This is a genomic window from Ruegeria lacuscaerulensis (assembly GCF_013034685.1).
GTDB lineage: Bacteria > Pseudomonadota > Alphaproteobacteria > Rhodobacterales > Rhodobacteraceae > Ruegeria > Ruegeria lacuscaerulensis_B.
In genome coordinates this window covers 18057-44388 of the sequence record NZ_WQGO01000009.1, presented here as the reverse complement: position 1 = coordinate 44388, position 26332 = coordinate 18057, and the positions used below count along the sequence as shown (strand labels likewise).

Here is a 26332-nt window from a genome sequence, read left to right as displayed (position 1 = left end):
AAGACGCGCGCCTGACAAACCCGTATGAATACGACATAGACTGGCAATACGCGATAGTGCAATCTGGCCCTATCTACCGGTGGTCTTTCGCGGTGATCTGAGCCATCGAATAGTCAAGGGCCGGGGCTCCTGCTCCGCCGCTTACGCACCCACACTTTGCGAAAGGACATGTCATGGACGGCACGTTCAACGAAAACGATCTTTCCCGCGTGGTCGAGGCCGACCGCGCCCATATCTGGCACCACCTGATCCAGCATAAACCGTTTGAAACCAACGACCCGCGCATCATTGTCGAGGGCAAGGGAATGCGCGTTTGGGACCAGAACGGCAAGGAACATCTGGATGCCGTATCCGGCGGGGTCTGGACGGTCAACGTGGGCTATGGCCGCGAATCGATCTGCAAGGCGGTCTACGACCAGCTAATGAAGCTGTGCTATTTCGCCAACTCGGCCGGGTCGATTCCGGGCTCGATCTTTGCGGAAAAGCTGATCAGCAAGATGCCGGGAATGAGCCGTGTCTACTATATGAACTCAGGTTCTGAGGCGAATGAGAAAGCCTTCAAAATGGTCCGTCAGATCGCCCACAAGAAATACGGCGGCAAGAAGACCAAGATCCTGTACCGCGACCGCGACTACCACGGCTCGACCCTGGCGGCGATGTCGGCGGGCGGTCAGGACGAGCGCAACGCGCAATACGGCCCCTTTGCCCCCGATTTCGTGCGCGTGCCCCATTGCATGGAATACCGCAAGCACGAGCTAGACGGCGCACCTGAAGAGAATTTCGGCGAATGGGCGGCTGATCAGATCGAAGAGGTCATCCTGCGCGAAGGCCCCGATACTGTTGGTGCCCTGTGCCTTGAGCCTGTGACCGCCGGTGGTGGCGTCATTGAGGCCCCCGAAGGCTATTGGCAGCGCGTGCAGGAGATTTGCGATAAATACGACATCCTTCTGCATATCGACGAGGTTGTCTGTGGCATTGGTCGTACCGGCACATGGTTTGGCTATCAGCAATATGGCGTGAAGCCTGACTTTGTGACCATGGCCAAGGGTGTCGCCTCGGGCTATGCGGCGATTGCCTGCATGGTCACGACCGAGGAAATCTTTGACATGTTCAAGGACAATGCCGACGACCCGATGAACTATTTCCGCGATATCTCGACCTTTGGCGGCTGCACCGCTGGTCCGGCGGCAGCGATCGAAAACATGCGGATCATCGAGGATGAGAACCTTCTGCAGAACTGCACCGACATGGGCGCGCGTATGATGGGCAACCTGCAGGGGCTGATGGAAAAGCATAAGGTCATCGGCGACGTGCGCGGCAAGGGCCTGTTCCTTGGTGCTGAGCTGGTCTCGGACCGCGCAAGCCGCGAGCCGGTGAACGAAAAGATGGCGCAGGCCGTGGTCGCCGACTGTATGGCGCAGGGCGTGATCATCGGCGTCACCAACCGCTCGGTTCCGGGCCGGAACAACACGCTGTGTTTCTCGCCTGCGCTGATCGCGACGCCGGACGATATCGACCAGATCACCGATGCGGTGGACGGCGCGCTGGGGCGTGTCTTCGGCTAAAACCTGTGAAAGATGAAAACCGGCGCACCCTCGCGCCGGTTTTTTTGTGCCCGAACAAAACCTTGCCAAAGCCCGCAACTCGGATAGCCTGTTTCTATTCCAGACAGGAGACCACCCGATGTTCCGCGCATTTTTCACCACTTTCCTTCTTGCCTTCACCGCGCCAGCCTTTGCCGAACAAGGCAGCGGTTTCCCTCAGATCGTGGGCACATGGCACGGCACCTACTTGGTGGGTTTCGCCAAATCGAACCCGAACCACGCCAAGGGCCTGCAGAAAACCGAGATGGAGCTGGAGATCACCAAGCTCGACGGCAACCTGATCACCGCCACCAACCGCTGGCGGCGGATCGGAGACACCGACTGGATCGTCGAAGAGGCGATGGGCACGTTTTCCCTGGACGACCCCACCCGCTTTGTTCTGGCCGAGGCAGGGATATCGGGCGATGACGTGTCCGCGGGGATATTCAACGGTGTCTATCTGGATGACGTCATCATGGTGACCTACGCAGGTCCGGGGACCGGCGTGGCCTTTGCGGCGCAGTTGGTGAAGAAAGAAGATAAGTAGTTGTATGGACGAAATTTCTGCGAGTTTGTTGCAGACGACAGTTCAGAACTGCCGATCAGTACTACCTACTAATTCCAAGCCACGTTCAAATCACACGAAAACACCTATGACTCAAAGTGACTACAGGGTACTACCCGCTCAAACAAATGAAACATCAAAGGAATATGCGGGCCGACTGCAAGACATGGGCTTTGAAGAAATGTTCATTCGCAAAGCTCTACGTTACCACTTCGACATTGATACGGAGCAACTTCCTTCCTTTTTTGAAGACTTTGAAACCGCGCGTCTGAGGCACATCTCTTTGATCCAGAGACTTAAGCCGCAGAGGACCAAACGCTCAATGATTATGAAAATCGCCAAAAACTTAGGATGTTCTGATGAAAGCGCGGAGCTCTGGTTTGAGCGGTTTCAGGAGCAAAGCGAAGACCGATAGCTTAGTGGGAAACGATGGTTCATCGGCTGGATAAGAACAAAAGATTATCTAACAAACCCAGACGAAAAAGGCCGCCCCAAAACGGGACGGCCTTTCATTCACTGTCTCTGTAGCAGAGGATCAGGCAGCCAGAGCGGCCTGGGCTTTGGCGACGATCGCGCCGAACGCTTCCGGTTCGTGCACGGCCAGGTCGGCCAGAACTTTGCGGTCCACTTCGATACCGGCCAGGTTCAGGCCGTTGATGAAGCGGGAATAGGTCAGAGCCTCGTCGTGCGAACGGACAGCAGCGTTGATGCGCTGGATCCACAGCGCGCGGAAGTTGCGCTTGCGGTTCTTACGGTCGCGGGTTGCGTACTGGTTGGCCTTGTCGACGGCCTGACGGGCAACCTTGAAGGTGCTCTTGCGGCGGCCATAGTAACCTTTGGCGGCCTTGATGACCTTCTTGTGACGGGCGTGAGTTACGGTTCCACCTTTAACGCGGGACATGTTGGTATCTCCTCTTAGCGGTCGTAGGGCATGTAGCCCTTGACGATCTTGGCGTCGGGGGCGGACAGGGTGGTGTTGCCACGGGCGTCGCGGATGAATTTCTTGGTCCGCTTGATCATTCCGTGCCGTTTGCCGGCCTGGCCAGCAAGGACCTTACCGGTCGCAGTCACCTTAAAGCGCTTCTTGGCGCTCGACTTGGTCTTCATCTTAGGCATTTCCGTCTCCTATTCTCGGGTTCGGTTTCAGACGCGACTCGGCATGCCATCTCGGCCGGTCACGCGATCAGAAGCGCCGTTTACGCAAGTTCGATCATACTGGCAAGGGGGTTTGGACCAGAATCTGCTTATTTTGCGGCTGGTCAGGCACCGGGGCGACGCGGGCCGCCCCGGTGAAAGGTTTTAGTGACCGAACTTGCGGATTTCGCCGCTTTTCAACCGAGCCGCATAGCTCGCCAGCTCCTGACGTACAATCTTCATCAGGAAATACAGCGCGAAGACGTTCACAACCGCCATGGCAAAGATCGCCGCATCCGAGAAGTCGATGACCGGGCCAAGGTTGGCCGCCGCACCGATCACTACGAACACACAGAAGATGATCTTGAAGACCAGCTCTTTGGTGTGACCCTCACCAAACAGGTAGGTCCAGGCCTTGAGGCCGTAATAGGACCAGCTGATCATGGTCGAGAAGGCAAACAGTACCACGGCAATAGCCAGAATGAACGGGAACCAGCCAAACGCACTGCCGAAAGCTGCCGAGGTCAGGCTGACGCCGGTATTGCCATCGACCGTGGCAATCGCGTTGCCCGCTTCGTTCAGCATGTAGTTGCCAGTTGCCGGATCGACGATCAACTGCTGAGTGATAATGATCACCAGCGCAGTCATGGTACAGATCACGACCGTATCAATGAACGGTTCGAGCAGTGAGACAAAGCCCTCTGTGATCGGTTCCTTGGTCCGCACCGCCGAGTGCGCAATCGCCGCAGAACCCACGCCTGCTTCGTTCGAGAACGCCGCACGCCGGAAGCCCTGGATCAGCGCGCCGACCATGCCGCCAGCCACGCCGAGACCGGTGAAGGCACCTGCGAAGATCTGACCAAAAGCCCAGCCGATCTGATCCGCGTGCATGATGATGATGACCAACGCGGCCAATACATACATGACACCCATGAAGGGCACGACCTTCTCGGTTACGCTGGCGATGGATTTCAGGCCGCCTACGATCACGGCAAAGACGATACCCGCAAAGACCAGACCTGTGATCCAACCCGGATAGTCTCCGACAATGCCCGCGATCTGCTGGTGCGCCTGATTGGCCTGGAACATATTGCCCCCACCCAGCGCGCCAAGAATACAGAAGATCGAGAACAGAACTGCCAGAATCTTACCGCCCGGCAAGCCCAGTTCACTGAACCCCTTGGACATGTAATACATCGGACCGCCCGAAACGGTACCGTCCTCGTATTCGTTGCGGTACTTCACACCCAGCGTACATTCGGTGAATTTCGAGGCCATTCCCAGCAGACCTGCGACGATCATCCAGAACGTAGCACCCGGCCCGCCGATACCGATGGCCACCGCCACGCCGGCGATGTTTCCAAGGCCGACTGTACCCGACAGCGCCGTTGCAAGCGCCTGAAAGTGGCTGACCTCGCCTGCATCATTGGGGTCGGAGTAGTCACCTTTGACAAGGCTGATCGCGTGGCTGAAGAAGCGCAATTGCACGAAGGCAAAATAAACTGTGAACACCGTGGCGGCGATCACCAACCAACCTACGATCCACGGGAAACCGGTTCCCGGAAACGGTGCGAAGATGAAGCTGACGAAGGGGCCGGTGAAATCGGCGAACGCCTGATTGATCTTTTCGTCGAGACCCGGAGCCTCTTGCGCCAGGGCAGGACCGGCGGCAAAGGCCCCAGCGGCGAAAGCGCCAAATTGTTTGAGCATTCTCATTCTTGTCTCTCCCCTCAGTTCACGACCGTGACCGGCACATCGGCATGCATGACCAGATTTTGGGTCGAGCTGCCAAACAGGCGTTTCTTGAACCCATCGGCGGAGGCGCGTCCTACGATGATCTGTGTGCCGCCGTTTTCGACGGTGATCTTGTTGAGCGTTTCTGCAACGTCGCCGTGACGCACGATACCATGTGCCTCGAACCCGGCGGCTTTGAGCGCATCGACCGCAGGCGCGATGATACGCGTCGTGGCCAGTTCAACCTCTTCCTCGCGGCGCTTGTGACGTAGGGCGTTTTCTTCCGGTGTCTGAAATGTAAACGGGGACCATTCGATGACATAAACCACCAGCAATTCACACGTCCCGATCCGCTCAGCCAAATCTTTGGCAAATGCGATCGCGCGTTCTCCGGTTTCTGTCCCGTCCAGTCCGATGACAATCTTGGTTGTCATGGTGTTCCTCCAATTTTGTTGATTATACCGAGGCCCGTGCCCCCGGCCGGGCAGTCGGGGTCTGGAACTTTTTAAATTGACCGCCCACGCGAACCAGTATCCGAGAAAAACACCAAAAAATAGAGGGGAAACTGAAAGTTTCCCCTCCTATTTTTCTATATATATGTTTTTTATATTCTTTTTTTGCCCAAAATTAAGGCAAATCACCTATCACCCGGGATCCGTGTTATAGATCAAACGCTCATCACACGGTGCAATCCGCAGAATATTAGTCGTGCCCGGAACGTTGAATGGCACCCCTGCGGTGACCACGATCTGGTCGGTTTCAGCTGCGAACCCACCCGACCGAGCGGCGCGGGCCGCGTTCACAACCGCGCCTTTGAACCGCTCCAATTCTGGTGTCATGACGCAGTGGCAGCCCCAGCTGAGGCACAAGCGGCGGGCAGTGCCCTTCGCGGGGGTCATGGCGATGATTGGCACTCCAGGACGCTCGCGCGCTGTCAACAAGGCCGTGGTCCCGCTTTGAGTAAAACAGCAGATCGCTTTGATATCCGTCTTTTCCGCAATCTCGCGGGCCGCCGCCACGATACCGTCTGCAATAGTCGTGCCTTTCGCGGTCCGCGATGACGCGATGATCTGGGTATAGGTCGGGTCGGCCTCAACCTCGATGGCGACCTTGTTCATGGTCTGGACCGCTTCGACCGGGTAAGAGCCCGCCGCCGATTCCGCACTGAGCATGATGGCGTCAGTGCCCTCATATATCGCCGTCGCCACGTCCGAGACCTCGGCCCGCGTGGGCATCGGGCTTTCGATCATGCTTTCCAGCATCTGCGTGGCCACGATCACTGGTTTGGCCGCGCCCCGGCACTTGCGCACCAAACGTTTCTGGATCGGCGGCACGGCAGAAACCGGCAGTTCGACCCCCAGATCGCCGCGCGCGACCATGATCCCGTCAGACGCATCGAGGATGTCGTCAAACGCCTCAACCGCCGCTGGCTTTTCGATCTTCGACAGGATCGAAGCGCGCCCATCCGCCAGCCCGCGGGCTTCGAACACATCCTTGGCACGCTGCACAAAGCTCAGCGCCAACCAGTCGACACCCAATTGGCAGACAAATTCCAGATCGTCACGGTCCTTCGCCGAAAGGGCCGCCAGCGGCAGCACCACATCGGGCACGTTCACCCCTTTACGGTTCGAGATCGTGCCCCCGACCTCAACCGTGCAATTGGCGAAATCCTGACCGCAATCCTGTACGATCAGGCGGATTTTACCGTCATTGACCAGCAGACGCGCGCCCGGTTCCAGCGCCGCGAAAATCTCGGGGTGCGGCAGGCAAACGCGGTTGATATCCCCAGCCTCGGGGTCAAGGTCCAGCCGGAAGGCCGCGCCCTCTTCCAATTCCTCAGAGTCGTTGGCGAAGACGCCGACACGCAGTTTCGGTCCTTGCAAATCGGCCAGAATGGCGATCGGGCTGTCCAGATCCTTTTCAACCTGACGGATGATCCTGTGCCGCTCGCGGATTTCATCATGGCTACCGTGGCTCATGTTTAGGCGGAACACATCCGCCCCGGCCTCGTGCAGAGCTCGGATCATGTCATAGTCATTCGACGCCGGACCCAGCGTCGCCACGATTTTCACATTTCTCAGGCGTCGCATTGGTGGTGCTCTCCTCACGTTTTCTTTAGGTGTCGCGTAAATGTTACCGCAAACATCACTTCAAGCTGCTTATTGCGCAATTCCCTTTTCAAAGCAACTGCCCTACACCTGCGACAAACAAGATGACAGGCTTATGACGTATTCTCCGTTTTTTATCCACGGCGCTGATCGCCCGTCGCGCTGGCTAATCACATGTGACCATGCCACCAACACCGTCCCGCCCGACATCAACGGCGGCGACCTTGGCCTGCCGCGCGAAGATATGGAGCGCCATATCGCCTATGACGTGGGTGCCTATGAGGTTTCGAAACATCTTGGGGAAATCCTGAACGCGCCCGTGGTGGCTGCCAATTTCTCGCGCCTGGTGATCGACCCGAACCGGGGCGAGGATGACCCGACCCTGCTGATGAAGCTTTATGACGGGTCGATCATCCCAGGCAATCGTTACGCCGACGCGGCCGAGCGGGAGCGGCGGCTAAACATGTGTTACCGCCCGTATCACAACGCTTTGGCCGAGCTGGCCGCCTTGCCTCATGCGGTGATCATCTCAATGCACTCCTTCACCCGTCAGTTGCGAGGGCGCGAGCCGCGTCCGTGGCATGTTGGCGTGCTGCACACCCCGGACGAGCGTTTTTCGCGCCCGCTGGTCGACCGGCTTGAGGCCGAAGGGGACCTGTGCGTCGGCGTCAACGAGCCCTATACTGGTGTTCTGCCCGGCGATGCGATTGATAAACATTGCACCGCCTTTGGCCGCCCCAATGCCCTGATCGAGCTGCGCAATGATCTGATCGCCGATCACGCGGGACAAAGGGCTTGGGCGGAACGTTTGGCCGTTGTGTTACAGGACGCGCTGGATACTAGCGACCTTTGATCACACGTCATTGTGAGGATACCACCTGATCCCCATATATTCGTCGAAAGGGGATCGCCATGACCCAGGAATTCGCAACCTCTGTTTTTGGTTGGATGGCCGCGCTGAACATCGCGGTGCTGTTGTTTACAGCATTAATGGTCCTGTTGCTGCAGGAGCAGATTGCGGGCATTCACAGCAAGTTATTCCAGATGGAGCGGTCGGAAGTGAAACGAGCGTATTTCCGGTATCTGGCCAACTACAAGGTCCTTACATTGATCTTTTGCATCGTGCCTTGGCTGGCCTTGAAACTGGCCTGACATCCTGTTTGTTGAAACATCGCCTCCGGGCCGCTAGGTCAAGGACAACGATACTGTCATCCGGAGTCAGCACATGGACAAGCAAACCGAAATCGAACTTCAGGCCGCAGCCTTCCGCCGGTTGCAAAAACACCTGATGGAAGACCGCACCGACGTGCAGAACATCGACATGATGAATCTGGCCGGGTTCTGCCGCAACTGCCTGTCGCGCTGGTATCAGGAAGCGGCTAATGAAAAAGGCATCGAGATGGGCAAGGACGAAGCCCGTCAAATTTTCTACGGCATGACCATGGATGAGTGGAAAGCCAATTATCAGACCGAAGCCAGCCCCGAAAAACAGGCCGCCTTCGAGGTCGCCTTTGACGAAAACGTCACCAAAAAAGGTTGAACGCTGAAATCAAAAAGGCCCGCCGGTTTGGCGGGCCTTTTGCTTAGATCGCCGCCTTGCGGCTTTCATCCAGATAAATCTCACGCAGACGCTTGGCAATCGGCCCTGGCGTGCCATCGCCCAGAGAAACCCCATCAATCTCAACCACAGGCATCACAAAGGCACTGGCCGAGGTGGTGAAGGCTTCATCCGCCTCTTTCGCCTCATCGATCGTAAACAGGCGTTCTTCGACTTCCATCTGCGCCTCGGCTGCCATACGCAGCACAGCCTTGCGGGTGATCCCGTGCAAGATGTCGTTGGACAGCGGACGGGTCACGATCTTGCCGTTTTTGACGAAATAGGCGTTGTTGCTAGTGCCTTCAGTGACATAGCCATCCTCAATCATCCACGCATCATCGCATCCGGCGGCCTTGGCCATCATCTTGCCCATCGACGGGTAAAGCAACTGCACTGTCTTGATATCACGGCGGCCCCAGCGAATGTCATCAATCGAGATGATCTTAGCGCCCTTCTGCGCCGCCGGGCTGTCGGCCAGGCCAGGCTTATTCTGCGTAAACAAAACCAGCGTCGGCTTGGTGTCAGCCGCAGGGAATACAAAATCCCGGTCCCCGTCGCTGCCACGCGAGACCTGCAGATAGATCAGACCTTCTTCGATTCCGTTCAGCTCAACCAGTTTGCGGTGAATTGCCAGAAGTTCATCCTTGCTGCAGGGCTCGGCCATCTGCAGCTCGTCCAGCGAGCGTTTCAGACGCACCGCGTGGCCTTCAAAGTCGATCAGCTTGCCGTCCAGCACGCTGGTCACCTCATAAACGGCGTCGGCCATCAGAAAACCACGGTCAAAGATCGAAACCTTGGCCTCGGTCTCGGGCAGGTACTCTCCGTTCACGTAAACGGTGCGGGTCATGTCACTCTCCTCAGCCCCAGAGCGCCGCTTTTGGCGGATGCACTCCGGCGTCATCAAAAATCAGCGGGTTGGTGCGGTCTTCGGCCAGAAGAAGCGGGCCGTCAAGGTCTGTGACCATCGCACCCTGCGCCAATAAGGTCGCAGGTGCCATCGCAAGCGAGCTGCCGACCATGCAACCGACCATGACCCTATAGCCCTCGGCCAGCGCCTGCTGCCGCAGCGCCAGAGCCTCGGTCAGACCGCCGGTTTTGTCGAGCTTGATGTTGACGACATCGTACTTGCCTTTAAGACCGGGTAGGCTGCTGCGATCATGACAGGACTCGTCGGCGCACACGGGCACCGGACGCTCCATTCCGATCAGCGCGTCATCTTCACCGGCAGGCAAGGGTTGCTCGACTAGAGCCACACCCAAACGCACCAGATGCGGGGCAAGGTCGGCATAAACAGCGGCCGACCAACCCTCATTCGCGTCGACGATGATCCGCGCGTTCGGCGCGCCCGCGCGAACGGCTTCAAGCCGGGGCATGTCATCCGGCGTGCCCAGCTTGATCTTAAGAAGCGGGCGATGCGCATTGGCGGCCGCTTGCGCCTGCATCGCCTCGGGCGTGTCCAGCGACAGGGTATAGGCGGTGATCTCGGGGCCGGGCACCGGCAGACCGGCCAAGTCCCAAGCGCGTTTGCCTGCACGCTTGCACTCCATATCCCACAGCGCGCAGTCCACGGCATTTCGCGCCGCCCCAGCGGGCAGCAGGTCCATAAGCGATTGCCGGGTGATGTCTGCAGGCAGACCCGCGATCTCAGCTTCAACCGACTCCAGCGTTTCATCGTAGCGCGCGTAGGGTACGCATTCTCCCCAGCCCTGATGCACCCCGTCCGAGATCCGAACGGTCAGCACCTTGGCCTCGGTCCGCGACCCGCGCGAGATGGTGAACACCTGCGCCAAACGAAACACATCCCGCGAAATGTCTATCCGCATCACACACCTTTCCCCAGCAGAGCGACCAAGATTTTTCGACGAAAACTCTTTGCCAGATCGTGTTACAGCGCCGCCAGCGCGTCAACCAGCTTACCCGCGCCAAAGCGGTACGGGTCAGTGGCGGGCAAGCCTAACTCGGCCTCAACCTCGGCGATATAGGCACGCGCGTCGTCTTCGCTCAGGTTCTGGGTGTTAATCGACACACCGACAACCTGACAGGCCGGGTTGGCTATCCGAGCCAGCGGCAGCGCCGCGTCACGCAGATCCGGCAGCGACGGCAGGGAATACTCGGGCAAGCCACGCATATGCGTCCGCGTAGGCTCGTGGCACAGGATCAGCGCATCGGGCTGACCGCCGTGGATCAGCGCCATAGTCACACCGGAATAGGACACATGATACAGTGACCCCTGCCCTTCGATGTGATCCCAGTGATCGGCGTCATTCTCGGGCGTCAGGTATTCGACCGCACCGGCCATGAAATCGGCCACGACCGCGTCCAGCGGAACCCCCTGACCAGTGATCAGAATCCCCGTCTGCCCCGTGGCGCGGAAAGTGGATTTCATACCCCGCTTGCGCATCTCGGCATCCATCGACATGGCTGTATACATCTTACCCGCCGAACAATCGGTCCCGACGGCCAGACACCGCTTGCCGCTGCGCTTTTTACCATTGGCAATCGGATAGCCAACAGTCGGCACACGTACGTCGTGCAACGTGCAGCCATGGGTTTGCGCCGCGGCCACCAGATCGCCCTCATCGCGCAACAGGTTATGTAGGCCCGAAGCCAGATCAAAGCCCATCTCAAGCGCCTCGATCAACACTTTCTTCCACGCTGCACTGATCACGCCGCCCCGGTTGGCAACGCCAATGACCAGCGTTTTCGCGCCGGCGGCTTTGGCCTCGGCCAGAGTCAGGTCGGTCATACCCAGATCGGCCTTGCAACCCTCCATCCGGTACTGGCCCACGGCGTTCTCGGGACGCCAGTCCCGGATGCCGATGGCGACTTTTGCGGCCAACTGGTCGGGCGCATCGCCCAAAAACAACAGATACGGTGTCTCGATCATTGCGGTGCACTCCTTTGATTCCGACGCAGGCTAGTGGAGCCGGCAGGCGAGAGTTTCGCGAATCCTTCTGTCAACGTCAGTTGGGTTGGGAGAATTTTGCGCAGTTTGTCGAAAATGCGCAAAGACTTTTCAAGTTTCCAAAGTGATTAAACTTTAACCGCCCACGACGCAGCGTATTTTGGAGAATGCTGCGAATGCATTGCCGCGCCTGCACAAAGACGCTTGCGCAGCGTTGCGCAATTTAATACCAGATAAGCCAACAAAATCGCAATTTCCTTTCCCGCACGAGGTCCAGATGAGCTTTCGCCTTCAACCCGCCGCCCCTGCCCGCCCGAACCGTTGTCAGCTGTTTGGTCCCGGTTCGAACACCAAGCTGTTCCCGAAAATGGCCGCCTCGGCCGCCGACGTGATCAACTTGGACCTTGAGGATTCCGTTGCACCCACTGACAAGGATGTGGCCCGAGCCAATGTGATCGAGGCGCTGAACACAATCGACTGGGGCGGCAAATACATGTCCGTCCGCATCAACAGCCTCGACACGCCCTACTGGTATCGCGACGTGGTTGATCTGCTGGAACAGGTCGGCGACCGTCTGGACCAAATCATGATACCCAAGGTGGGTTGTGCGGAGGACGTCTATGCCGTTGACGCGCTGGTCACGGCGATCGAGCGCGCCAAGGGCCGCACCAAGCCCATCAGCTTTGAGGTCATCATCGAATCCGCCGCTGGTATCGCCCATGTCGAAGCCATCGCGGCCTCATCCCCGCGCCTGCAGGCCATGAGCCTTGGGGCAGCAGACTTCGCGGCCTCGATGGGGATGCAGACCACCGGCATCGGCGGCACGCAGGAAAACTATTACATGCTGCGCGAGGGCGAAAAGCACTGGTCCGATCCGTGGCATTGGGCACAGGCGGCCATCGTCGCCGCCTGCCGCACCCATGGCGTGCTGCCCGTTGACGGCCCGTTCGGCGATTTCTCGGATGATGAGGGCTATATCGCGCAGGCCAAACGTTCTGCCACGCTGGGTATGGTGGGCAAATGGGCGATCCACCCCAAGCAGATCTCGCTGGCCAATCAGGTCTTCACCCCTTCGGACGAGGCGGTTACAGAGGCACGCGAGATACTGGCGGCAATGGAACAGGCCAAGGCCAATGGCGAAGGCGCAACCGTTTACAAAGGACGTCTGGTCGATATCGCCTCGATCAAGCAGGCCGAGGTGATCGTGGCACAGGCCGAGCTGATCGCTGCAAATGGCTGACGAAAAAGGCGCCCCGCGGGGCGCCTTTCTTACCTGCCGAACACGTTGTTTGGCGTCCAGGTGAACCGCTCGCCCTGCTTGCCCCATTTCATCATCAGGCAAGAGGTTCCGTATTTCTGGAAATACTTGATGTTGAGCGGATACCAACCGGCCTTGGGCACCTCAACCTCTGTGCGTTGATTGGCTTCACAGCCCTGTCGACCATTCACATAGCCGATCTGCTGACCGCCGACCCAAGCGTCAATGCCGTCATTGGACCATGTTTCCAATTCATAGATTCCAGGCGAATCGAACTTGATATAACCGGTGACTTCAGCCGCCACATTGAACGCCTGATTGTAAGTCAGAACCGGGTCCCCTTCATTCGTGTCGCGATAGTCGAGCCCAATTAAAGGCGGGCCAGGCTCGGCCTTTTTCAACAAAAACTCAACTTTTGACAGGTTTTGGATTTTGCGCGGCGGGTTCCCCTCCCACGCATATTTCACATTCAAACCCGCTTTTGGGCTTGGCTGAGGATTGGCAGGTTGCAATTTCAGCGGCGCGGACACAGCCATCCCGGCGATCATCGCCAGGGTCACGGCCAGCGCTCCGGTCTGAGCGAATTTCATGGTCTTCTCCCTGAGTGTGGTCCCATTGGGGTTAATCCCCATTTTGGTCAGGACATTGGATAAACACTAGTTGGATAAACACTAGGATGTGAGAATTAACCTCGCAAGACAGTTAAAATTCACATTTGCGCTGTTAGGCACGCAAATCCTTGGGCGAATCCATCACCACATAGGACGTGATCGAGGTCACATGCGGCAATGTACCCAGCACTTCGGTGTGGAACGTTTTGTACGAGGCAAGGTCCGCGCACTCCACCCGCAGCAGGTATTCAATCGTTCCGGTAATGTTGTGACATTCCACCACTTCAGGGGCACGCTGCAAAGCGCGTTCGAACCCTTCTTGTGCAGCTTTGGTATGCTCGCCCAGACCAACTCCGATATAGGCGACGAACCCAACACCCAATGCCGCTGGGTTCAGAACCGCCCGATAGCCTTGGATGACACCCACGCGCTCCAACTCCTGCACCCGCCTCAGACAGGCCGAGGGAGACAGGCCCACCCGGTCGGCAAGCTCCAGATTGCTGATACGCCCGTCGCGTGACAGCTCGCGCAATAAATGTTGGTTTATTTGGTCAATCTTCGCCATTCATTGCGAAACTTAGAAAAACTTGCGCGATTTCGCAATTTCATTTGCTGTGGATCGGACAAATATCCTGCAATGACCTATGATCTGCTTTTCGCATTGATGATGTTTGCTTTCGTCTCGTCCATCACGCCAGGGCCGAATAACCTGATGCTGATGGCCTCGGGTGCGAATTTCGGGTTTCGCCGCACCGTCCCGCATATGCTGGGCATCGGGATCGGGTTCACCGTTATGGTTCTATTGGTGGGAGCCGGCCTGGCGCAGGTCTTTATGCGGGTACCCCTGTTGCACAGCGCACTGAAAATTCTGTCCGTCGCCTATCTGCTTTGGCTTGCATGGAAAATCGCCCACGCCGCGCCAGCGACCAGGGGCGAAACCGAAGGAACGCCAATGACATTTGGGCAAGCCGCCGCTTTCCAGTGGGTCAACCCCAAAGCGTGGACAATGGCCTTGACGGCGACGACGGTCTACACGCCCAACCACACGATGGGCGCGATCATCACTGTTGCTTTGGTGTTTGGTGCGGTGAACCTGCCCTCGGTCAGCACATGGACAGTACTGGGACAGCAGATGGCCCGGCTGCTGACAAACGCACGAAGGCTGGTGGTGTTCAACTGGACAATGGCCGCGCTTTTGGTCCTGTCGCTCTACCCGATCCTGTGGCCGGGCTAGACAGCCTTTTGGTGCGGAAAACTGCTGTTGAGTTGCATCCCTCGCGACGTCAGGTCATATAGCAATGAATTTCCGCGTTGAGAGGCGTCATGACCCAATATCTGGATTTCGAAAAACCCCTGGCCGAGATCGAAGGCAAGGCCGAGGAATTGCGCGCCTTGGCCCGCGCCAACGAAGAGATGGACGTGGCCGAAGAAGCCGCCGCGCTGGACGCCAAGGCTGTCAAACTGCTGGATGAGCTGTACAGCGATCTGACCCCCTGGCGGAAATGCCAGGTGGCGCGTCACCCCGAACGCCCCCATTGTCAGGACTATGTCAAAGAATTGTTTACGGAATTCACCCCTCTGGCGGGCGACCGGAACTTTGCCGACGACCTGGCCGTGATCGGCGGGCTGGCCCGCTTCAACGACCAGCCTGTCATGGTGATCGGTCACGAAAAGGGGTCCGACACCAAATCGCGGATCGAACGGAATTTCGGTATGGCGCGCCCCGAGGGCTATCGCAAAGCCGTGCGCCTGATGGAGATGGCGGGGCGTTTTGGCCTGCCGGTGATCACCCTGATCGACACCGCTGGCGCCTACCCCGGCAAAGGGGCCGAGGAACGGGGCCAGTCCGAGGCTATCGCGCGGTCGACCGAGATGTGCTTGAAGATCGGCGTACCGCTGGTCTCGGTCATCATCGGCGAAGGTGGATCGGGCGGTGCGGTTGCCTTTGCGACGGCCAACAAGGTGGCGATGCTGGAACACTCGGTCTATTCGGTGATCTCGCCCGAGGGCTGCGCCTCGATCCTTTGGAAGGACGCTGAAAAGATGCGCGAAGCGGCCGAGGCACTGCGCCTGACGGCGCAGGATCTGTATAAGCTGGGCGTATGCGACCGGATCATCTCGGAACCTAAAGGCGGTGCCCACCGCGATCGTCCGGCCACCGTGGAATCGGTGCGCGCAGCCATCACGGACATGCTGAAAGAGCTGGACGGCAAGGATGCCGCCGCGCTGCTTCAGCACCGCCGCCAGAAATTCCTGGATATCGGCGAGAAAGGGCTAGCCGCGTAGGCTTAGCCCCCCAACCGACGCAGCAACGCGACCGAGGGCGTGCCCGTCACCGAAAGGCCGTTGGCGCGTTGATAGGCGCTGATGGCGGTTTTGGTGTTATTTCCAACCACTCCATCCGCGCCCTGCGTGTCATAGCCCGCCGCGGTCAGGCGACGCTGCAACTCTTTCCGATCCTCCAAAGTCAGACCTGTCTTGTCCGGGCCGAATGAGGCCTGAAAGGGTGCGCCGCCGGCAATCCGGTCGGACAGGTGCCCAACACCGATCGCGTAGCTATCCGAGTTGTTATAGCGCTTGATCACCTGAAAATTGCGGAACACAGCAATGCGCGGCCCCGGCACCTGCGGTTGCAGCACCGCGACTGGCGTGCCGGACACAGTCCCAACCTCTCCCCCCCAAGGCTGGCCACGCACCCAACCCGAACGGGCAAGGTAGGCTGCGGTCGAAGCCAATGAGTCTGCCGGGTCATCAGACCAGATATCACGCCGTCCATCGCCGGTATGATCCACCGCGAAGGCCAGATACGAGGTCGGAATAAACTGCGTGTGCCCCATCGCCCCGGCCCAACTGCCGGTCATGCTGGCAGGGGTCGTGTCGCCCTCCTGTATGATCTGAAGCGCCGCGATCAATTGCTTTTCAAAAAAGGCGCCCCGCCGCCCGTCATAAGCCAGCGTTGACGTCGCCGAGATCACGGGAATATCGCCTCGCCGCGCGCCATAGCGGCTCTCCAGCCCCCAAACCGCGACCACAACCTCTTTGTCGACACCATATTGCGATTCAATCTGCGACAAGGTTCCGGCGTGACGCACCATCATTTGCTTGCCGGTCTCGATCCGTTCGTCCGAGGCGGCGATGGCCAGATAATCCTCAAGCGAGCGCTTAAATTCGACCTGATTGCGATCACGCTCGATCACGCCCGGCAAATAGCCCGCCCCCTGAAAGGCCCGATCGAGTGTGCTTTGCGAGATGCCCTGCGCCGCAGCGCGGTTTTTGAAGCTTGCGACCCAAGCGTCCCAACCTGCATTCGGAACAGCGCGCATCCGCGATGCGGGGGCGGTTGTTTGCGCCCCTTCCGTGCAAGCTGTCAAAAGGGACGCCCCGAGGCCGATGGAAAATACCCGACGATTGATCATGGCTGAAATCTGCTCTTGTTTTGATTGGAACCAGACTACAGCAGCGGCCGGACCCAAGCCAGCAAAGTGTCATCCATTCGCCCAGCAACAGGCCCTTCGGCGGCAAGCCGCCTAGCTGACCAGCATCCGCAGCCCCTGGGTCACGTCCGACCGCACAGCTAGACGCAATCCCGGCTCGTCCCCTGCTTTCAGCGCGGCGATAATCAGCTTGTGGTAATGCGGCGGCTCGGTCCGGCGCAAACGCCCATAAAGCGCGCGCATAGTCGGCCCCAACTGCAACCAGACCGTCTCGGCAATCGCCAGCATCGCCGGCGCTTGCGCCCGCAGATAAAGCGTGCGATGAAACTCCAGATTGGTGCGAATATAGCCCACCGCGTCCCTTTTCGTGACCATTTCGGCCACGGTCATGTTGATGCTCTGCAACCGGTCGATCAGGGCAATATGGGCACGCGGCAAGGCGCGGCTAGCCAATTCGACCTCTAGCAGTGCGCGCAGGGCGGCAAGTTCTTCGATCCGGTCATTGGTCAACTCAGGCGTCGAAACGCGCCCGGACGAGGACAGGAACAGCGCCCCTTCGGCTGCCAACCGCCGCACCGCCTCGCGGGCGGGCGTCATGGATACACCAAACTCTTTGCCGATCCCACGCAAGGTCAGCGCGTGGCCCGGTGCAATCTCGCCATGCATGATCCGCGCGCGCAGCGCCCGATAGATCCGGTCATGTGTCGCGGTCTGCGAGTCGGAGGAACGAGGGCTCTGCATGTGCCCATGTGATCACATCCAGCCCCGCCGTCAACTCGGCGGGCTATCAAATCTATAGTGATGAAGCTGCGCCCCGTTGTCGCGCAGCCAGCGCCTTTGATCCCGGTAGTCGCCGAAAATCCTTTCCACCTGCGCCCAGAACGCTGGAGAATGGTTCATCTCGACCAAATGTGCCACCTCGTGCGCGGCGACATAATGCAGGATCTCGGACGGGGCGAGGATCAGACGCCAGGAAAACATCAACCCGCCCGCCGAACTGCATGAGCCCCACCGCGACCGCGTGTCCCGGATGGTCAGGCTAGAATAGTCCCGCCCCAGCATTGCCGCATAATCATCACAGGCCTCAGTCAGCCGGTCGCGTGCCAATTCCTTGAGGAACCGAGCCAGCCTGCGCCCCTCCGACCCTTTGGGCACCGCGATCTCACCGCCCACCAAGGCAACGCGACGCCCCTGTGCCTCAACGATTCGCCGGTCAACCCCTTCCACCGGTATGCTCTGACCGATCTGAACCTGTTCGGGGTCAGGACGGTCTTGCAGGTGCTGCCTGATCCAATCCTCCTTGGCGCGCGCAAAACTCAGCGCTTCGGCCTCGGGCACCCCTTGCGGGTAGGTCAGCGTAACCCGCCCGTCCAGTTGGGAAATCCGCAGGCTGATCCGCCGCGCACGCGCCGATTTTCGCAACGTCAACGGGACCCGAGGCGTTCCCGGTAAGGCGTGATCCCCCATGGGTCGGTTTCTCCTGCTCAAAGGCTTTGACAGTGCCCGCTGCATGTGGCACGTGACCTGAATCGTTATTACGACTCACCTGATATCAAGGGGATTTCACATGCCCAAGGAAGAATGGGGCGTAAAGCGCGTTTGCCCGACAACCGGCAAGCGGTTTTACGACCTGAACAAGGACCCGATCGTCAGCCCCTATACCGGCGAGATCGTGGAACTGGACACCGGCAAAAGCCGGATGATTGCTGCTGACGCGGAAGATGCGGCATCGGCCAAAGCGCGCGAGAAAGCGTCGGACGAAGACCTGGTTCTGGACGATGACGACAATGTCGATGTCGATCTGGACGATGACCTGCTGGATGATGATGACGACAGCAATGATGATGTTTCGCTGGACGACATCACCGACATGTCGTCGGAAGACGAAAACTGATCCCGTTCAGAGGCGACCCTGCGTCGCCTCGAACCATCCCGGATATTGGGGCGAAAGTTTTTTCCAGAATTCCTTTTTTGGACTTGCACTCATCGCCGCCGTCTCATAAACGTCCGCCCACTGCTTAAGCAGTACCTTGATGGGGCCTTAGCTCAGTTGGGAGAGCGCTTGCATGGCATGCAAGAGGTCAGGGGTTCGACTCCCCTAGGCTCCACCAAAACCTAACAATACAACTAGATAGCAAGCATTAGAGCGGTGTGACACACAGGTGTAACACAAAATGAAGCTGCATGCGTACCTTTCGCTGTCCAGACACGGCATCTACTACTTCCGTTGGCCCCTGCCCGACACAAGACCAAATCCCTGCACTAGACCAAGTACCACACGTCGGACCCTTCGCGTGTCGTTGGGCACAAGATGCCCTAAAGAGGCTGGTACTCTGGCACGGCGTCTTGCAGTGTGCGGCGACACAATAGCAAAGCACATAGAAGCATCGGGCATGAACCACGGCGAACTGCGCACCAAAGTGCGTGAGCACTTCAAGGCAATACTGGAAAAGGCAAAGACACGTAGGGATGAGATCGGCCCGTATACCGAGCTAGAGAAGGAACGCATCGTTGACACCATCCGCCTTCATGAGACGGACAACGAAGAATACTGGGAATTGCTTGGCAGAGACCATGCTCGTTCAGAACTTGATAAGTTTTGTAACGGCACAGGGGTCAAACAGCCCAAGTCGCGTGAAGACGCTTTTCTTATCCTAGGTGAAATCAAGAAAGCTCAATTGGCGTTAGCCAAGACCCTGCTGGAACACAATAAGACCTTCGAGAAGTACGATTTTGATGAGCCGCCCAGCGCTCCTGTGAGCCCCGCTGAAAGCGTTCAACCTAGTTCCGGCGACCTCAATCAAAGTTTCAATGAAACCTCCAGAGGCGGCTTCTGGCCCGCTACTGTCTCTCCTGTTTGCCGGGAGAAAAGCTGAGGCGGAACAGACAGGTCAATGGTCAGCCAAGCTGCTGAACGACTATCAGGCTTGGACAGACCTCTTCATAGAATTACAAGGCGACCGGCCAATTCTCGACTACAAAAAAGCTGACGCGCGCGACTTTAAGAACGTGCTGCTTGAGCTACCCTGCAACAGGAACAAACTGCCGCAAACGATTGGCCTATCTCCTAGAGACGCCATACAAGCCGCCAAAGACCACGGGTTGCCAAGACTATCTGCAAGTACAGTCAACAAAGCCTTGGGAAGGCTGCAAGGGATATGGAAGTGGGCGGACAAACAGTTGGACGAAGAGGTAGCAGACATCTTTGGGCCGATGAAGGTAGATGACAACCATAAAGCCAGAAACCAACATGACCCGTTTAGCAAAGAGCAACTGCACACCATCTTCAACAGCCCCCTGTACACCGGATGCAAATCGAGACGGTTCCGCACGGTGCCGGGAGATACAGACCTCAGCGATACCAGTTGGTATTGGCTTCCTTTACTGGGCCTATGGACAGGCGCAAGACTGAACGAACTGTGCCAGTTGCGCGTTGACGATATCGACCAAGAAGAAGGTGTGCCCTTCATCCGGGTCCACGAAGGCAATGAGGATCAGCGCGTCAAGTTCGGAAAAAGCAGACTTGTGCCCATACACCCCGAGTTAGTCCGGCTTGGCTTCCTCCGCTTCGTAGAGGCTCAGCGAAAAGGAGGCCACGAGCGGGTATTCCCTGAACTAAAGCTAGGAGCGACTGGCTACTACTCAGATCAGGCCAGCAAAGACTTTAGCCGCTACATTGACAGGATCGGCGCGAAGACGAGCAAGACATCTTTCCATTCGTTCCGACATAACTTCAAAGATGCCTGCCGTCACGCAGGGATAAACCCTGACATCAACGACATCCTACTGGGTCACGCATTACCCGGCATGGCTGGGCGTTACGGTGATGGGCATGTACCACTACCAGTCCTCCATGAAGCGGTACGAAAATTGACTTTTTTTGACCTTGCGCTTGATCACATAGCAGTCACCCATAGGCTTATACACCAAGCCAATTCAGCCAACAGCGAGAAGTATTCTGGCAAACAAAACTGCCATTTAGCTTTTCAAGCAAAAAGGGAATTGATTAAACCATGAATAACCGTAACGGGAGTTGACGTGCTAGTTGTGGCCGTTAAAGGTAGCGGAAATATTTGGGAATAGCTCATTTGATCATGATTGATTACGTTACTGCAGTTGAGTATTTGCGCGCGGCAACATCAGGCAGGACAAGCCCAGCGATTGTGTTGTGTGAAAATCAAAACGAATACGACTTAGAAGTGTTCTGCAAAATGTCTGACCGTTGTGAGCTGGGGGTGAAGCATCTAGCCCGCGAAGTCATTGCAGCGTACTTGGCAGCGGATTTAGGCCTACCGGTTCCCAAGCCGTATTTAGTCGAACTGACGCGTGAGTTTATTCAATCCGTTCCTGATGTCGAGATGCGCGACAGAATGGCCAAGAGTTGTCATATCTGCTTTGGGTCGACCAATGTTCCCACTCAGTTTTCCGTTTGGCCAAGAGGTGGTGAAGTCACTAAAGAGATGTTGAGCACCGCAGCCTCCGTATTTGTGTTTGATGCAATCACTCAAAATAGCGATCGCCGTGACACCAACCCAAATTGCCTGACCAAGGGTGATGAATTGAGAATTATTGATCACGAACTGTGCTTTTCGCATGGTCTTGTCCTTTTTTGGACACCTCCTTGGATGACCGGCGGATTGGAAGACCTAAGGCAGTCCGGAAATCACATTTTTTACAAACATCTTGCAGGTAGAGAGATTGACTTCACTCCTATCACGAATGCTTGGAGGGCCTTGTCAGATACTCGCATTGACAGCTATGAAGAAGCAATCCCAGAAGAATGGGAGGCCGCAAGTGATGAAGTTAAGAGCTCGTTACAACTCATTAAAGATGCTCGAGACCATATTGACGACTGCTTAGTCGAAGTTCAGAGGGTGTTGGCATGAACAAAAGACAGCCTTACAGCTACGTTGTTCTCCGCTACGTCCACGACGTGGTATCAGGGGAATTTGTTAATGTTGGCGTTGTGTTGCTTGCGCCAAATGACGCACAACTACATTTCAAGACCAGGAAGACGATAGGCCGAATAAAGCACCTCTTCCCAGATTTGGATCGTCCAGCATTTCTAAGCACAATGCGTTCTATCGACCGTGGCCTGCGCTCCCTCAAAAAGCACGTTCAAACTGCGGGTTTGTTTTCCAAAGAAGAAACTGCGGAGATATATGCAAAGAAAGTTCTTCCCTTTGACGATAGCTCCCTTCAATGGTCGGAGTGTGGCTCGGGTATCAGCTTCGACATGGAAAGCACTTTCGATCGCCTATTTGAAAGACATGTTATTCGATATGACACAAAGCAGAAAGCGCGGCGCACAGATGAAGACGTTTGGCGACCAGTTAGAGACAGCTTGAAGGAACGTGGCGTTAACTTGCAGCTCGAGACCAAGGTTGTGACTGGATCAACTGACACGATTGAATTTGGCAAGGCATGGAAGAATGGAAAGTGGCATGCATACGAAGCACTTTCTATGGATTTGGCTGACGCTGAGGGCATCAAGGATAAAGCCCGCCGTTGGAGAGGGCACTTGGATGCTGTGGCGGATGGAGCAACGGAGGATTTTCACCTTCACTTCCTCCTAGGCAAGCCAGAAAACAAAGCGCTCTTACCTGCTTATGAAAATGCAAAAGGTATTTTGCAAGGCTCCTCTTTTAGCCCCGAGGTATTCGAAGATGCTCAAATTGATGAGTTGGTCAATGAGATTGAAGACGAATACAGGGCCCACATAGCTGGCTCAGCGTAACCCTGGCTGGATGCACAATATGAGCCTATAAACTTGGGTCTATTAGGTGGTGAAAAAATAATACCATCAACGGCGGTTGGCTGATCTCAAATTTCTGACAAATTTTTGCGTAAGGGCATCTAAGTAGCGCCACGCGTGCATTCCCCCATACCCCCTGCGGTTTGATGGGAATACACAGAATGCGCGCGAACTCTTTGATTGCCTCACTAGGCCCTGCCCCAGCGACACAACTGGCACACAGGCAAAGTGTGTCTCACAGGTATTGACTTTGCATTTTGAGACAATATGTATCTCAATATCTAAGACTTTGAGAGACGGATAAGATTATGCTTGTTGGCTATGCTAGGACTTCCACTTTGGATCAGACGGCTGGACTTGATGCTCAACTACGGGAACTGGAACGAGCTGGGTGCGAGAAGGTATTTACCGAACAGGTATCCTCAGTGGATGTCAGAGCGCGTGAGAAGCTCACAGAGGCGCTGAATTTCATCCGTGAGGGCGATCACCTAGTAGTCACCAAACTGGACCGTCTTGCACGCTCTATGGCCCACCTAATGGAAATCCGCAGTCAACTTGAGGGCGTTGGGGCGCATCTAACAGTTTTGGGATTGAACCTCGACACCTCAACTGCTCAAGGCAAGCTGATGTTAAATCTATTGGGAAGCGTTGCCGAGTTTGAGCGGGAGATTATGCTGGAACGTCAGCGGGAAGGAATTGCTAAGGCAAAGGCTGCAGGTAAGTACAAGGGTCGCAAACCTACGGCAAAGGCAAAGTCGGGTGATGTGATTGCTCTTGCGAGTGAAGGGATCGGCGCTACGGAAATCTCTCGTAGGCTGGGTATAGGTCGGGCGTCCGTGTATCGGATACTTAGTGCTCGACAATAGCTTTTCTTCGAGATGTATAAAGGCTCTTGTTTGGTGCGCATTGCTCAAAACAATCTATCTTCTTTGCACTTTGCGTGCACCAGATTTGTCATAATCTAACAACCTTTTGGCGCCTGCTAACAAGCGGTCGCACTTCAAAAAACCCAAGTAACAAGAGGTCCATTCAAATTCTGAGCCTGGTGCGCAGCAGTGCAGCGTTAGATCAACTTCAACAAAGGAATGGTTTGAATTGTTATGCTAAAATTCCTGTTGAAATCCGCTTTTTGGGCACTTGAAGCAAGTTACAATACACCTGAAAGAAAAGGCGCCAGAGGTGAACGTCGGGTGCATTCAGCACTCACATCAGTATTGAATGAAGAAGACTATCAAGTCTTGTCCGATTTAACGCTTCCCGTAGCCGGTGGCACTACTCAGATCGACCATCTCCTGATCTCTCGCTATGGCATCTTTGTTATTGAGACAAAGAACATGTCCGGTTGGATTTTTGGCAGTCCCGACCAACGTAGTTGGACCCAAGTGCTAAAAGGCGGCAAGCGCCGCAGTTTTCAAAATCCGCTTCGGCAGAACTATGCCCACGTGAAGGCCGTCCAAGTCATCTTGGGTATTGAGGAAAGTCTTTTACACAACTTTGTGGTGTTTACAGGCTCGGCCCGACCAAAAACGGCGATGCCAGAAAGCGTCGCTTGGGGACTGCAAGACCTCGGAAGGCTAATTGCAGTCGAGAAGAAGATTGCACTCTCGGACGTACAAGTGACCGCGTACGTAGCGAAACTACGCAACATAGCCTTGGAAAACAGCAGGGAGACCAAGAAAGAACACCTGCAAAACCTGGAGAGGATGGCTGCTTCCAAAGTAAAAAGCTCGACAGACAGGCCTAGTGGGCGAATAGGCCGAACATCTTGCCCGAGATGCGGCGCTAATATGGTCAAACGCACTAACAGGAAATCGGGTAGTGCTTTCTTTGGGTGCGTGGAATTTCCCAAGTGCCGGGGAACACGAAAGGCTACTTAGAAGTTTGGAGAAAATGCTGTCCGTTTTTCGGTTCAGCTTAAGCCCTCCCTCAATTGAGCAAGTAACCGGCCAGACAGATTACAAAAAGCGTGATCTGTCTGCCCCGCTGGATTATCACCAGATGCGTATCAATACCTCTTAGTTATAGTACATACATTATATATATTATTGATATTATGCTGATTGATCTTCTAGACTAAACAAACAAACCACTACCTAGTGATTGATCCAATAGAAATATTATAATAAACAAATACTTAATATCATACTATGGCCGGTAGTATGTCCAAAAAATTGTCTATCGCAATATCGCATACATCAATTAACTGATGCACAGTGCAAAGTACTTCGATGGCCGGTCCTTTGTCAGCACTAGTGACTAAAACTATAGTGAATTCAGTTTGAACATTCAGACAATCTATCCATTTTCAAAGTCATTCGGTTTGCTTGCCTACAGGCGCCACTAGCCATGGCTAAGAACTACAGTATCAACTTTGCCTAGTCTCAAACTACAACCAACAGAGAACAGTCTGTTTTGAACACTGGGCCTCTTATGCAGATGGCGCATCACCCAAAGCATACAATAGAAGAATTGCTAACAACGGTGACCCTACGATGGAGATGAGCACCCAGATCAGACCAGACCGGTTTCGGTTCTGCGCCATATTCATAGGCACGATGATCCAGAGCCAAATCACAAAAGCCAGTGCAAGGGCGCTTGCCACAATAGCAACAATTGTCTCCACTATTACTGCTCCTCCTTATCTGGTGAACTCCATTGCCCACACTCAGGTGCAGACAACTCCACTGGATCTGCAGAGACCACTAGCTTAGGGTCCACCCGACACATTCGCATTTGACCAGTTTCCGTATTGGTTTGAACCAACAAGATACCGGACAACATGAGGGTTTGGTATTTACCCTCGTCTGCATTTGCTAGTGACGTGGTAGCAAGCATAAAACCCAAGGCAGTCGCAGTCCGTTTCATGCGCGTTGCTCCATATCAATATACCTATCAATGAGCACCGTGCCGCATGTAAACAAGACAGTAAAGAAGTCCTGCGTTCAGGTCATAGTCAACTAGATGCCGAGGATTATGCACTTCTAAGTGTGACACTTGATTGAGACACACTATAAAACTAAACACTACAATAGTGTTTATTATCAATTCACTAGGTCACAGCGGACCAGCACTTGAAACCATCGTCTATAAGAACCAGAAGCCTGTCGCGAGCTAACAAGTAAAATGGACCAATCAGATTAGGCTAGCCTAAAATGCTCACTAGCGACACGCTCACTCAAATGCCTCACAATGAACCTCGCTAACAACATCATGGTGAGGTCCATAGCAACCTTCAGCGCCCCGGCGATGCCAACCACCATGGTGATGCCCGCCCGTGCATGCGGCGACAGCTATTAGTACGGTTAAAAACGTCACCGTTCTTCGAGAGACTATTATGCGATGGCTCTCATACATATGCGAACCACACTACCAACAACTCGGCAAAAAATGCTTTGACGCAGGTCAAGGCTCAACTGCAATATTGCCCACGTCAACGCAATTAAAGGGTCGGTATGACGGTCCTTCTCCTATTGTTGGCTTCGAAGAATGGACAGCTTCAAAAACATCCCAAACCAAAATTCGGTCGTGATCCTAAAATCCAGAGGTGCTGGCGTTGCCATACTCATTCACCTGCAGTAGCGTCCTGAACCATGCTCATCCGTCGATACTCACTTGTGCTACTAATCGGCCTTCTGGTTACTCTGACTG

General features: G+C 55.8%; 29 protein-coding genes and 1 tRNA gene. 17 read left to right on the top strand and 13 right to left on the bottom strand.

Annotated features, from left to right (window positions below):
• The first annotated feature begins 173 nt into the window (after nt 1-173).
• The 3 genes from GOV80_RS19140 to GOV80_RS19130 all read left to right on the top strand — a co-directional run bounded on the left by GOV80_RS19140 (nt 174) and on the right by GOV80_RS19130 (nt 2563).
• A complete protein-coding gene (locus GOV80_RS19140) occupies nt 174-1565 on the top strand; it encodes an aminotransferase family protein (RefSeq protein ID WP_170787133.1) in 1392 nt (463 codons plus the stop codon).
• Nucleotides 1566-1683: 118 nt separating this feature from the next.
• On the top strand, nt 1684-2130 hold the full coding sequence (locus tag GOV80_RS19135) for a hypothetical protein (RefSeq protein WP_170787131.1): 447 nt from the start codon (nt 1684-1686) through the stop codon (nt 2128-2130).
• Nucleotides 2131-2236: 106 nt separating this feature from the next.
• Complete coding sequence (locus GOV80_RS19130; RefSeq protein WP_170787129.1) at nt 2237-2563, top strand: hypothetical protein; 327 nt, start codon at nt 2237-2239, stop codon at nt 2561-2563.
• Nucleotides 2564-2683: 120 nt separating this feature from the next.
• Here GOV80_RS19130 and rplT read toward each other — a convergent pair whose 3' ends face one another.
• The 5 genes from rplT to pyk all read right to left on the bottom strand — a co-directional run bounded on the left by rplT (nt 2684) and on the right by pyk (nt 7106).
• Nucleotides 2684-3049 (bottom strand): 50S ribosomal protein L20, encoded by a 366-nt coding sequence (gene rplT, locus GOV80_RS19125; RefSeq protein ID WP_008756009.1) that lies wholly within the window; start codon nt 3047-3049, stop codon nt 2684-2686.
• A 14-nt stretch (nt 3050-3063) separates the two neighbouring features.
• Entirely contained in the window at nt 3064-3264 is a 201-nt protein-coding gene (gene rpmI / locus GOV80_RS19120; RefSeq protein ID WP_010443552.1) for a 50S ribosomal protein L35, read from the bottom strand.
• 183 nt (nt 3265-3447) lie between these two features.
• A complete protein-coding gene (locus tag GOV80_RS19115; RefSeq protein WP_170787128.1) occupies nt 3448-4998 on the bottom strand; it encodes an alanine/glycine:cation symporter family protein in 1551 nt (516 codons plus the stop codon).
• Between the two features lie 14 nt (nt 4999-5012).
• Nucleotides 5013-5450, bottom strand: coding sequence for a universal stress protein (locus tag GOV80_RS19110; RefSeq protein WP_170775177.1), 438 nt, complete (start codon nt 5448-5450; stop codon nt 5013-5015).
• 210 nt (nt 5451-5660) lie between these two features.
• A complete protein-coding gene (gene pyk, locus GOV80_RS19105) occupies nt 5661-7106 on the bottom strand; it encodes a pyruvate kinase (RefSeq protein ID WP_170787126.1) in 1446 nt (481 codons plus the stop codon).
• A gap of 133 nt (nt 7107-7239) precedes the next feature.
• Here pyk and GOV80_RS19100 point away from each other — a divergent pair, with 133 nt between their 5' ends.
• The 3 genes from GOV80_RS19100 (at nt 7240) to GOV80_RS19090 (ending at nt 8664) form a co-directional block, all read left to right on the top strand.
• Nucleotides 7240-7977 carry an N-formylglutamate amidohydrolase gene (locus GOV80_RS19100; protein ID WP_170787124.1) on the top strand — a complete coding sequence of 246 codons (738 nt, stop codon included), beginning with the start codon at nt 7240-7242 and terminating at the stop codon, nt 7975-7977.
• A 59-nt stretch (nt 7978-8036) separates the two neighbouring features.
• Nucleotides 8037-8276, top strand: a complete 240-nt coding sequence (locus tag GOV80_RS19095) for a DUF6868 family protein (RefSeq protein ID WP_170787122.1) — start codon at nt 8037-8039, stop codon at nt 8274-8276.
• A 73-nt stretch (nt 8277-8349) separates the two neighbouring features.
• Nucleotides 8350-8664 (top strand): DUF1244 domain-containing protein, encoded by a 315-nt coding sequence (locus GOV80_RS19090; RefSeq protein ID WP_170754950.1) that lies wholly within the window; start codon nt 8350-8352, stop codon nt 8662-8664.
• A gap of 43 nt (nt 8665-8707) precedes the next feature.
• Here GOV80_RS19090 and GOV80_RS19085 read toward each other — a convergent pair whose 3' ends face one another.
• The 3 genes from GOV80_RS19085 to dgcN all read right to left on the bottom strand — a co-directional run bounded on the left by GOV80_RS19085 (nt 8708) and on the right by dgcN (nt 11608).
• Entirely contained in the window at nt 8708-9568 is an 861-nt protein-coding gene (locus tag GOV80_RS19085) for a D-amino-acid transaminase (protein ID WP_170787120.1), read from the bottom strand.
• A gap of 10 nt (nt 9569-9578) precedes the next feature.
• Nucleotides 9579-10544 (bottom strand): N-acetyl-D-Glu racemase DgcA, encoded by a 966-nt coding sequence (gene dgcA / locus GOV80_RS19080; RefSeq protein ID WP_170787118.1) that lies wholly within the window; start codon nt 10542-10544, stop codon nt 9579-9581.
• Nucleotides 10545-10606: 62 nt separating this feature from the next.
• Nucleotides 10607-11608, bottom strand: coding sequence for an N-acetyltransferase DgcN (gene dgcN / locus GOV80_RS19075; RefSeq protein ID WP_170787116.1), 1002 nt, complete (start codon nt 11606-11608; stop codon nt 10607-10609).
• A gap of 295 nt (nt 11609-11903) precedes the next feature.
• On the opposite strand from dgcN, the gene GOV80_RS19070 reads away from it, so the two are divergent.
• Nucleotides 11904-12866, top strand: coding sequence for an L-malyl-CoA/beta-methylmalyl-CoA lyase (locus GOV80_RS19070; protein ID WP_170787114.1), 963 nt, complete (start codon nt 11904-11906; stop codon nt 12864-12866).
• A gap of 29 nt (nt 12867-12895) precedes the next feature.
• Here GOV80_RS19070 and GOV80_RS19065 read toward each other — a convergent pair whose 3' ends face one another.
• Together GOV80_RS19065 and GOV80_RS19060 are read right to left on the bottom strand one after the other, a co-directional pair.
• The gene (locus tag GOV80_RS19065; protein ID WP_170775195.1) at nt 12896-13474 is read right to left on the bottom strand and encodes a PA14 domain-containing protein; all 579 of its coding nucleotides are present in this window, start codon (nt 13472-13474) and stop codon (nt 12896-12898) included.
• Nucleotides 13475-13607: 133 nt separating this feature from the next.
• Entirely contained in the window at nt 13608-14060 is a 453-nt protein-coding gene (locus tag GOV80_RS19060) for an Lrp/AsnC family transcriptional regulator (protein ID WP_170775197.1), read from the bottom strand.
• A 72-nt stretch (nt 14061-14132) separates the two neighbouring features.
• On the opposite strand from GOV80_RS19060, the gene GOV80_RS19055 reads away from it, so the two are divergent.
• The gene (locus GOV80_RS19055) at nt 14133-14729 is read left to right on the top strand and encodes a LysE family translocator (protein ID WP_170787112.1); all 597 of its coding nucleotides are present in this window, start codon (nt 14133-14135) and stop codon (nt 14727-14729) included.
• Between the two features lie 89 nt (nt 14730-14818).
• Nucleotides 14819-15781, top strand: coding sequence for an acetyl-CoA carboxylase carboxyltransferase subunit alpha (locus GOV80_RS19050; protein ID WP_170787110.1), 963 nt, complete (start codon nt 14819-14821; stop codon nt 15779-15781).
• Nucleotides 15782-15783: 2 nt separating this feature from the next.
• Here GOV80_RS19050 and GOV80_RS19045 read toward each other — a convergent pair whose 3' ends face one another.
• The 3 genes from GOV80_RS19045 to GOV80_RS19035 form a co-directional block, all read right to left on the bottom strand.
• Nucleotides 15784-16911 carry a lytic murein transglycosylase gene (locus GOV80_RS19045; RefSeq protein WP_170787108.1) on the bottom strand — a complete coding sequence of 376 codons (1128 nt, stop codon included), beginning with the start codon at nt 16909-16911 and terminating at the stop codon, nt 15784-15786.
• Between the two features lie 111 nt (nt 16912-17022).
• Nucleotides 17023-17670: a GntR family transcriptional regulator gene (locus tag GOV80_RS19040; protein ID WP_170775205.1), complete on the bottom strand. Its 648-nt coding sequence runs from the start codon at nt 17668-17670 to the stop codon at nt 17023-17025.
• 30 nt (nt 17671-17700) lie between these two features.
• Nucleotides 17701-18396 (bottom strand): M48 family metallopeptidase, encoded by a 696-nt coding sequence (locus tag GOV80_RS19035; RefSeq protein WP_170775207.1) that lies wholly within the window; start codon nt 18394-18396, stop codon nt 17701-17703.
• A gap of 100 nt (nt 18397-18496) precedes the next feature.
• Here GOV80_RS19035 and GOV80_RS19030 point away from each other — a divergent pair, with 100 nt between their 5' ends.
• From GOV80_RS19030 to GOV80_RS18995, 8 genes are all read left to right on the top strand, one after another.
• Complete coding sequence (locus GOV80_RS19030; RefSeq protein ID WP_170775209.1) at nt 18497-18823, top strand: TIGR02300 family protein; 327 nt, start codon at nt 18497-18499, stop codon at nt 18821-18823.
• Nucleotides 18824-18964: 141 nt separating this feature from the next.
• Nucleotides 18965-19040, top strand: a tRNA-Ala gene (locus GOV80_RS19025).
• Nucleotides 19041-19322: 282 nt separating this feature from the next.
• Nucleotides 19323-19805 carry a hypothetical protein gene (locus GOV80_RS19020; protein ID WP_170787106.1) on the top strand — a complete coding sequence of 161 codons (483 nt, stop codon included), beginning with the start codon at nt 19323-19325 and terminating at the stop codon, nt 19803-19805.
• A complete protein-coding gene (locus GOV80_RS19015; RefSeq protein WP_170787104.1) occupies nt 19741-20946 on the top strand; it encodes a site-specific integrase in 1206 nt (401 codons plus the stop codon). The genes GOV80_RS19020 and GOV80_RS19015 overlap by 65 nt, the downstream gene beginning before the upstream one ends.
• Before the next feature lie 77 nt (nt 20947-21023).
• Nucleotides 21024-21815, top strand: a complete 792-nt coding sequence (locus GOV80_RS19010) for a HipA family kinase (protein ID WP_170787102.1) — start codon at nt 21024-21026, stop codon at nt 21813-21815.
• A complete protein-coding gene (locus tag GOV80_RS19005) occupies nt 21812-22666 on the top strand; it encodes a DUF3037 domain-containing protein (RefSeq protein WP_170787100.1) in 855 nt (284 codons plus the stop codon). Before GOV80_RS19010 ends, GOV80_RS19005 begins: the two co-directional genes overlap by 4 nt.
• A gap of 326 nt (nt 22667-22992) precedes the next feature.
• The gene (locus GOV80_RS19000; protein ID WP_170787098.1) at nt 22993-23550 is read left to right on the top strand and encodes a recombinase family protein; all 558 of its coding nucleotides are present in this window, start codon (nt 22993-22995) and stop codon (nt 23548-23550) included.
• A 234-nt stretch (nt 23551-23784) separates the two neighbouring features.
• Complete coding sequence (locus GOV80_RS18995; RefSeq protein ID WP_170787095.1) at nt 23785-24561, top strand: nuclease-related domain-containing protein; 777 nt, start codon at nt 23785-23787, stop codon at nt 24559-24561.
• The last annotated feature ends 1771 nt before the right edge of the window (nt 24562-26332 follow it).

Coding starts and splice junctions, on each gene's coding strand:
- GOV80_RS18995 (WP_170787095.1), top strand. CDS start 23,785: ATGCTAAAATTCCTGTTGAAATCCGCTTTTTGGGCACTTGAAGCAAGT.
- rplT (WP_008756009.1), bottom strand. CDS start 3,049: ATGTCCCGCGTTAAAGGTGGAACCGTAACTCACGCCCGTCACAAGAAG.
- GOV80_RS19060 (WP_170775197.1), bottom strand. CDS start 14,060: ATGGCGAAGATTGACCAAATAAACCAACATTTATTGCGCGAGCTGTCA.
- GOV80_RS19095 (WP_170787122.1), top strand. CDS start 8,037: ATGACCCAGGAATTCGCAACCTCTGTTTTTGGTTGGATGGCCGCGCTG.
- GOV80_RS19055 (WP_170787112.1), top strand. CDS start 14,133: ATGACCTATGATCTGCTTTTCGCATTGATGATGTTTGCTTTCGTCTCG.
- dgcA (WP_170787118.1), bottom strand. CDS start 10,544: ATGCGGATAGACATTTCGCGGGATGTGTTTCGTTTGGCGCAGGTGTTC.
- GOV80_RS19140 (WP_170787133.1), top strand. CDS start 174: ATGGACGGCACGTTCAACGAAAACGATCTTTCCCGCGTGGTCGAGGCC.
- GOV80_RS19030 (WP_170775209.1), top strand. CDS start 18,497: ATGCCCAAGGAAGAATGGGGCGTAAAGCGCGTTTGCCCGACAACCGGC.
- GOV80_RS19115 (WP_170787128.1), bottom strand. CDS start 4,998: ATGAGAATGCTCAAACAATTTGGCGCTTTCGCCGCTGGGGCCTTTGCC.
- GOV80_RS19130 (WP_170787129.1), top strand. CDS start 2,237: ATGACTCAAAGTGACTACAGGGTACTACCCGCTCAAACAAATGAAACA.
- GOV80_RS19090 (WP_170754950.1), top strand. CDS start 8,350: ATGGACAAGCAAACCGAAATCGAACTTCAGGCCGCAGCCTTCCGCCGG.
- pyk (WP_170787126.1), bottom strand. CDS start 7,106: ATGCGACGCCTGAGAAATGTGAAAATCGTGGCGACGCTGGGTCCGGCG.
- GOV80_RS19010 (WP_170787102.1), top strand. CDS start 21,024: ATGATTGATTACGTTACTGCAGTTGAGTATTTGCGCGCGGCAACATCA.
- GOV80_RS19135 (WP_170787131.1), top strand. CDS start 1,684: ATGTTCCGCGCATTTTTCACCACTTTCCTTCTTGCCTTCACCGCGCCA.
- GOV80_RS19045 (WP_170787108.1), bottom strand. CDS start 16,911: ATGATCAATCGTCGGGTATTTTCCATCGGCCTCGGGGCGTCCCTTTTG.
- GOV80_RS19015 (WP_170787104.1), top strand. CDS start 19,741: ATGAAACCTCCAGAGGCGGCTTCTGGCCCGCTACTGTCTCTCCTGTTT.
- GOV80_RS19065 (WP_170775195.1), bottom strand. CDS start 13,474: ATGAAATTCGCTCAGACCGGAGCGCTGGCCGTGACCCTGGCGATGATC.
- GOV80_RS19040 (WP_170775205.1), bottom strand. CDS start 17,670: ATGCAGAGCCCTCGTTCCTCCGACTCGCAGACCGCGACACATGACCGG.
- GOV80_RS19000 (WP_170787098.1), top strand. CDS start 22,993: ATGCTTGTTGGCTATGCTAGGACTTCCACTTTGGATCAGACGGCTGGA.
- GOV80_RS19020 (WP_170787106.1), top strand. CDS start 19,323: ATGAACCACGGCGAACTGCGCACCAAAGTGCGTGAGCACTTCAAGGCA.
- dgcN (WP_170787116.1), bottom strand. CDS start 11,608: ATGATCGAGACACCGTATCTGTTGTTTTTGGGCGATGCGCCCGACCAG.
- GOV80_RS19050 (WP_170787110.1), top strand. CDS start 14,819: ATGACCCAATATCTGGATTTCGAAAAACCCCTGGCCGAGATCGAAGGC.
- GOV80_RS19070 (WP_170787114.1), top strand. CDS start 11,904: ATGAGCTTTCGCCTTCAACCCGCCGCCCCTGCCCGCCCGAACCGTTGT.
- GOV80_RS19100 (WP_170787124.1), top strand. CDS start 7,240: ATGACGTATTCTCCGTTTTTTATCCACGGCGCTGATCGCCCGTCGCGC.
- GOV80_RS19110 (WP_170775177.1), bottom strand. CDS start 5,450: ATGACAACCAAGATTGTCATCGGACTGGACGGGACAGAAACCGGAGAA.
- rpmI (WP_010443552.1), bottom strand. CDS start 3,264: ATGCCTAAGATGAAGACCAAGTCGAGCGCCAAGAAGCGCTTTAAGGTG.
- GOV80_RS19035 (WP_170775207.1), bottom strand. CDS start 18,396: ATGGGGGATCACGCCTTACCGGGAACGCCTCGGGTCCCGTTGACGTTG.
- GOV80_RS19005 (WP_170787100.1), top strand. CDS start 21,812: ATGAACAAAAGACAGCCTTACAGCTACGTTGTTCTCCGCTACGTCCAC.
- GOV80_RS19085 (WP_170787120.1), bottom strand. CDS start 9,568: ATGACCCGCACCGTTTACGTGAACGGAGAGTACCTGCCCGAGACCGAG.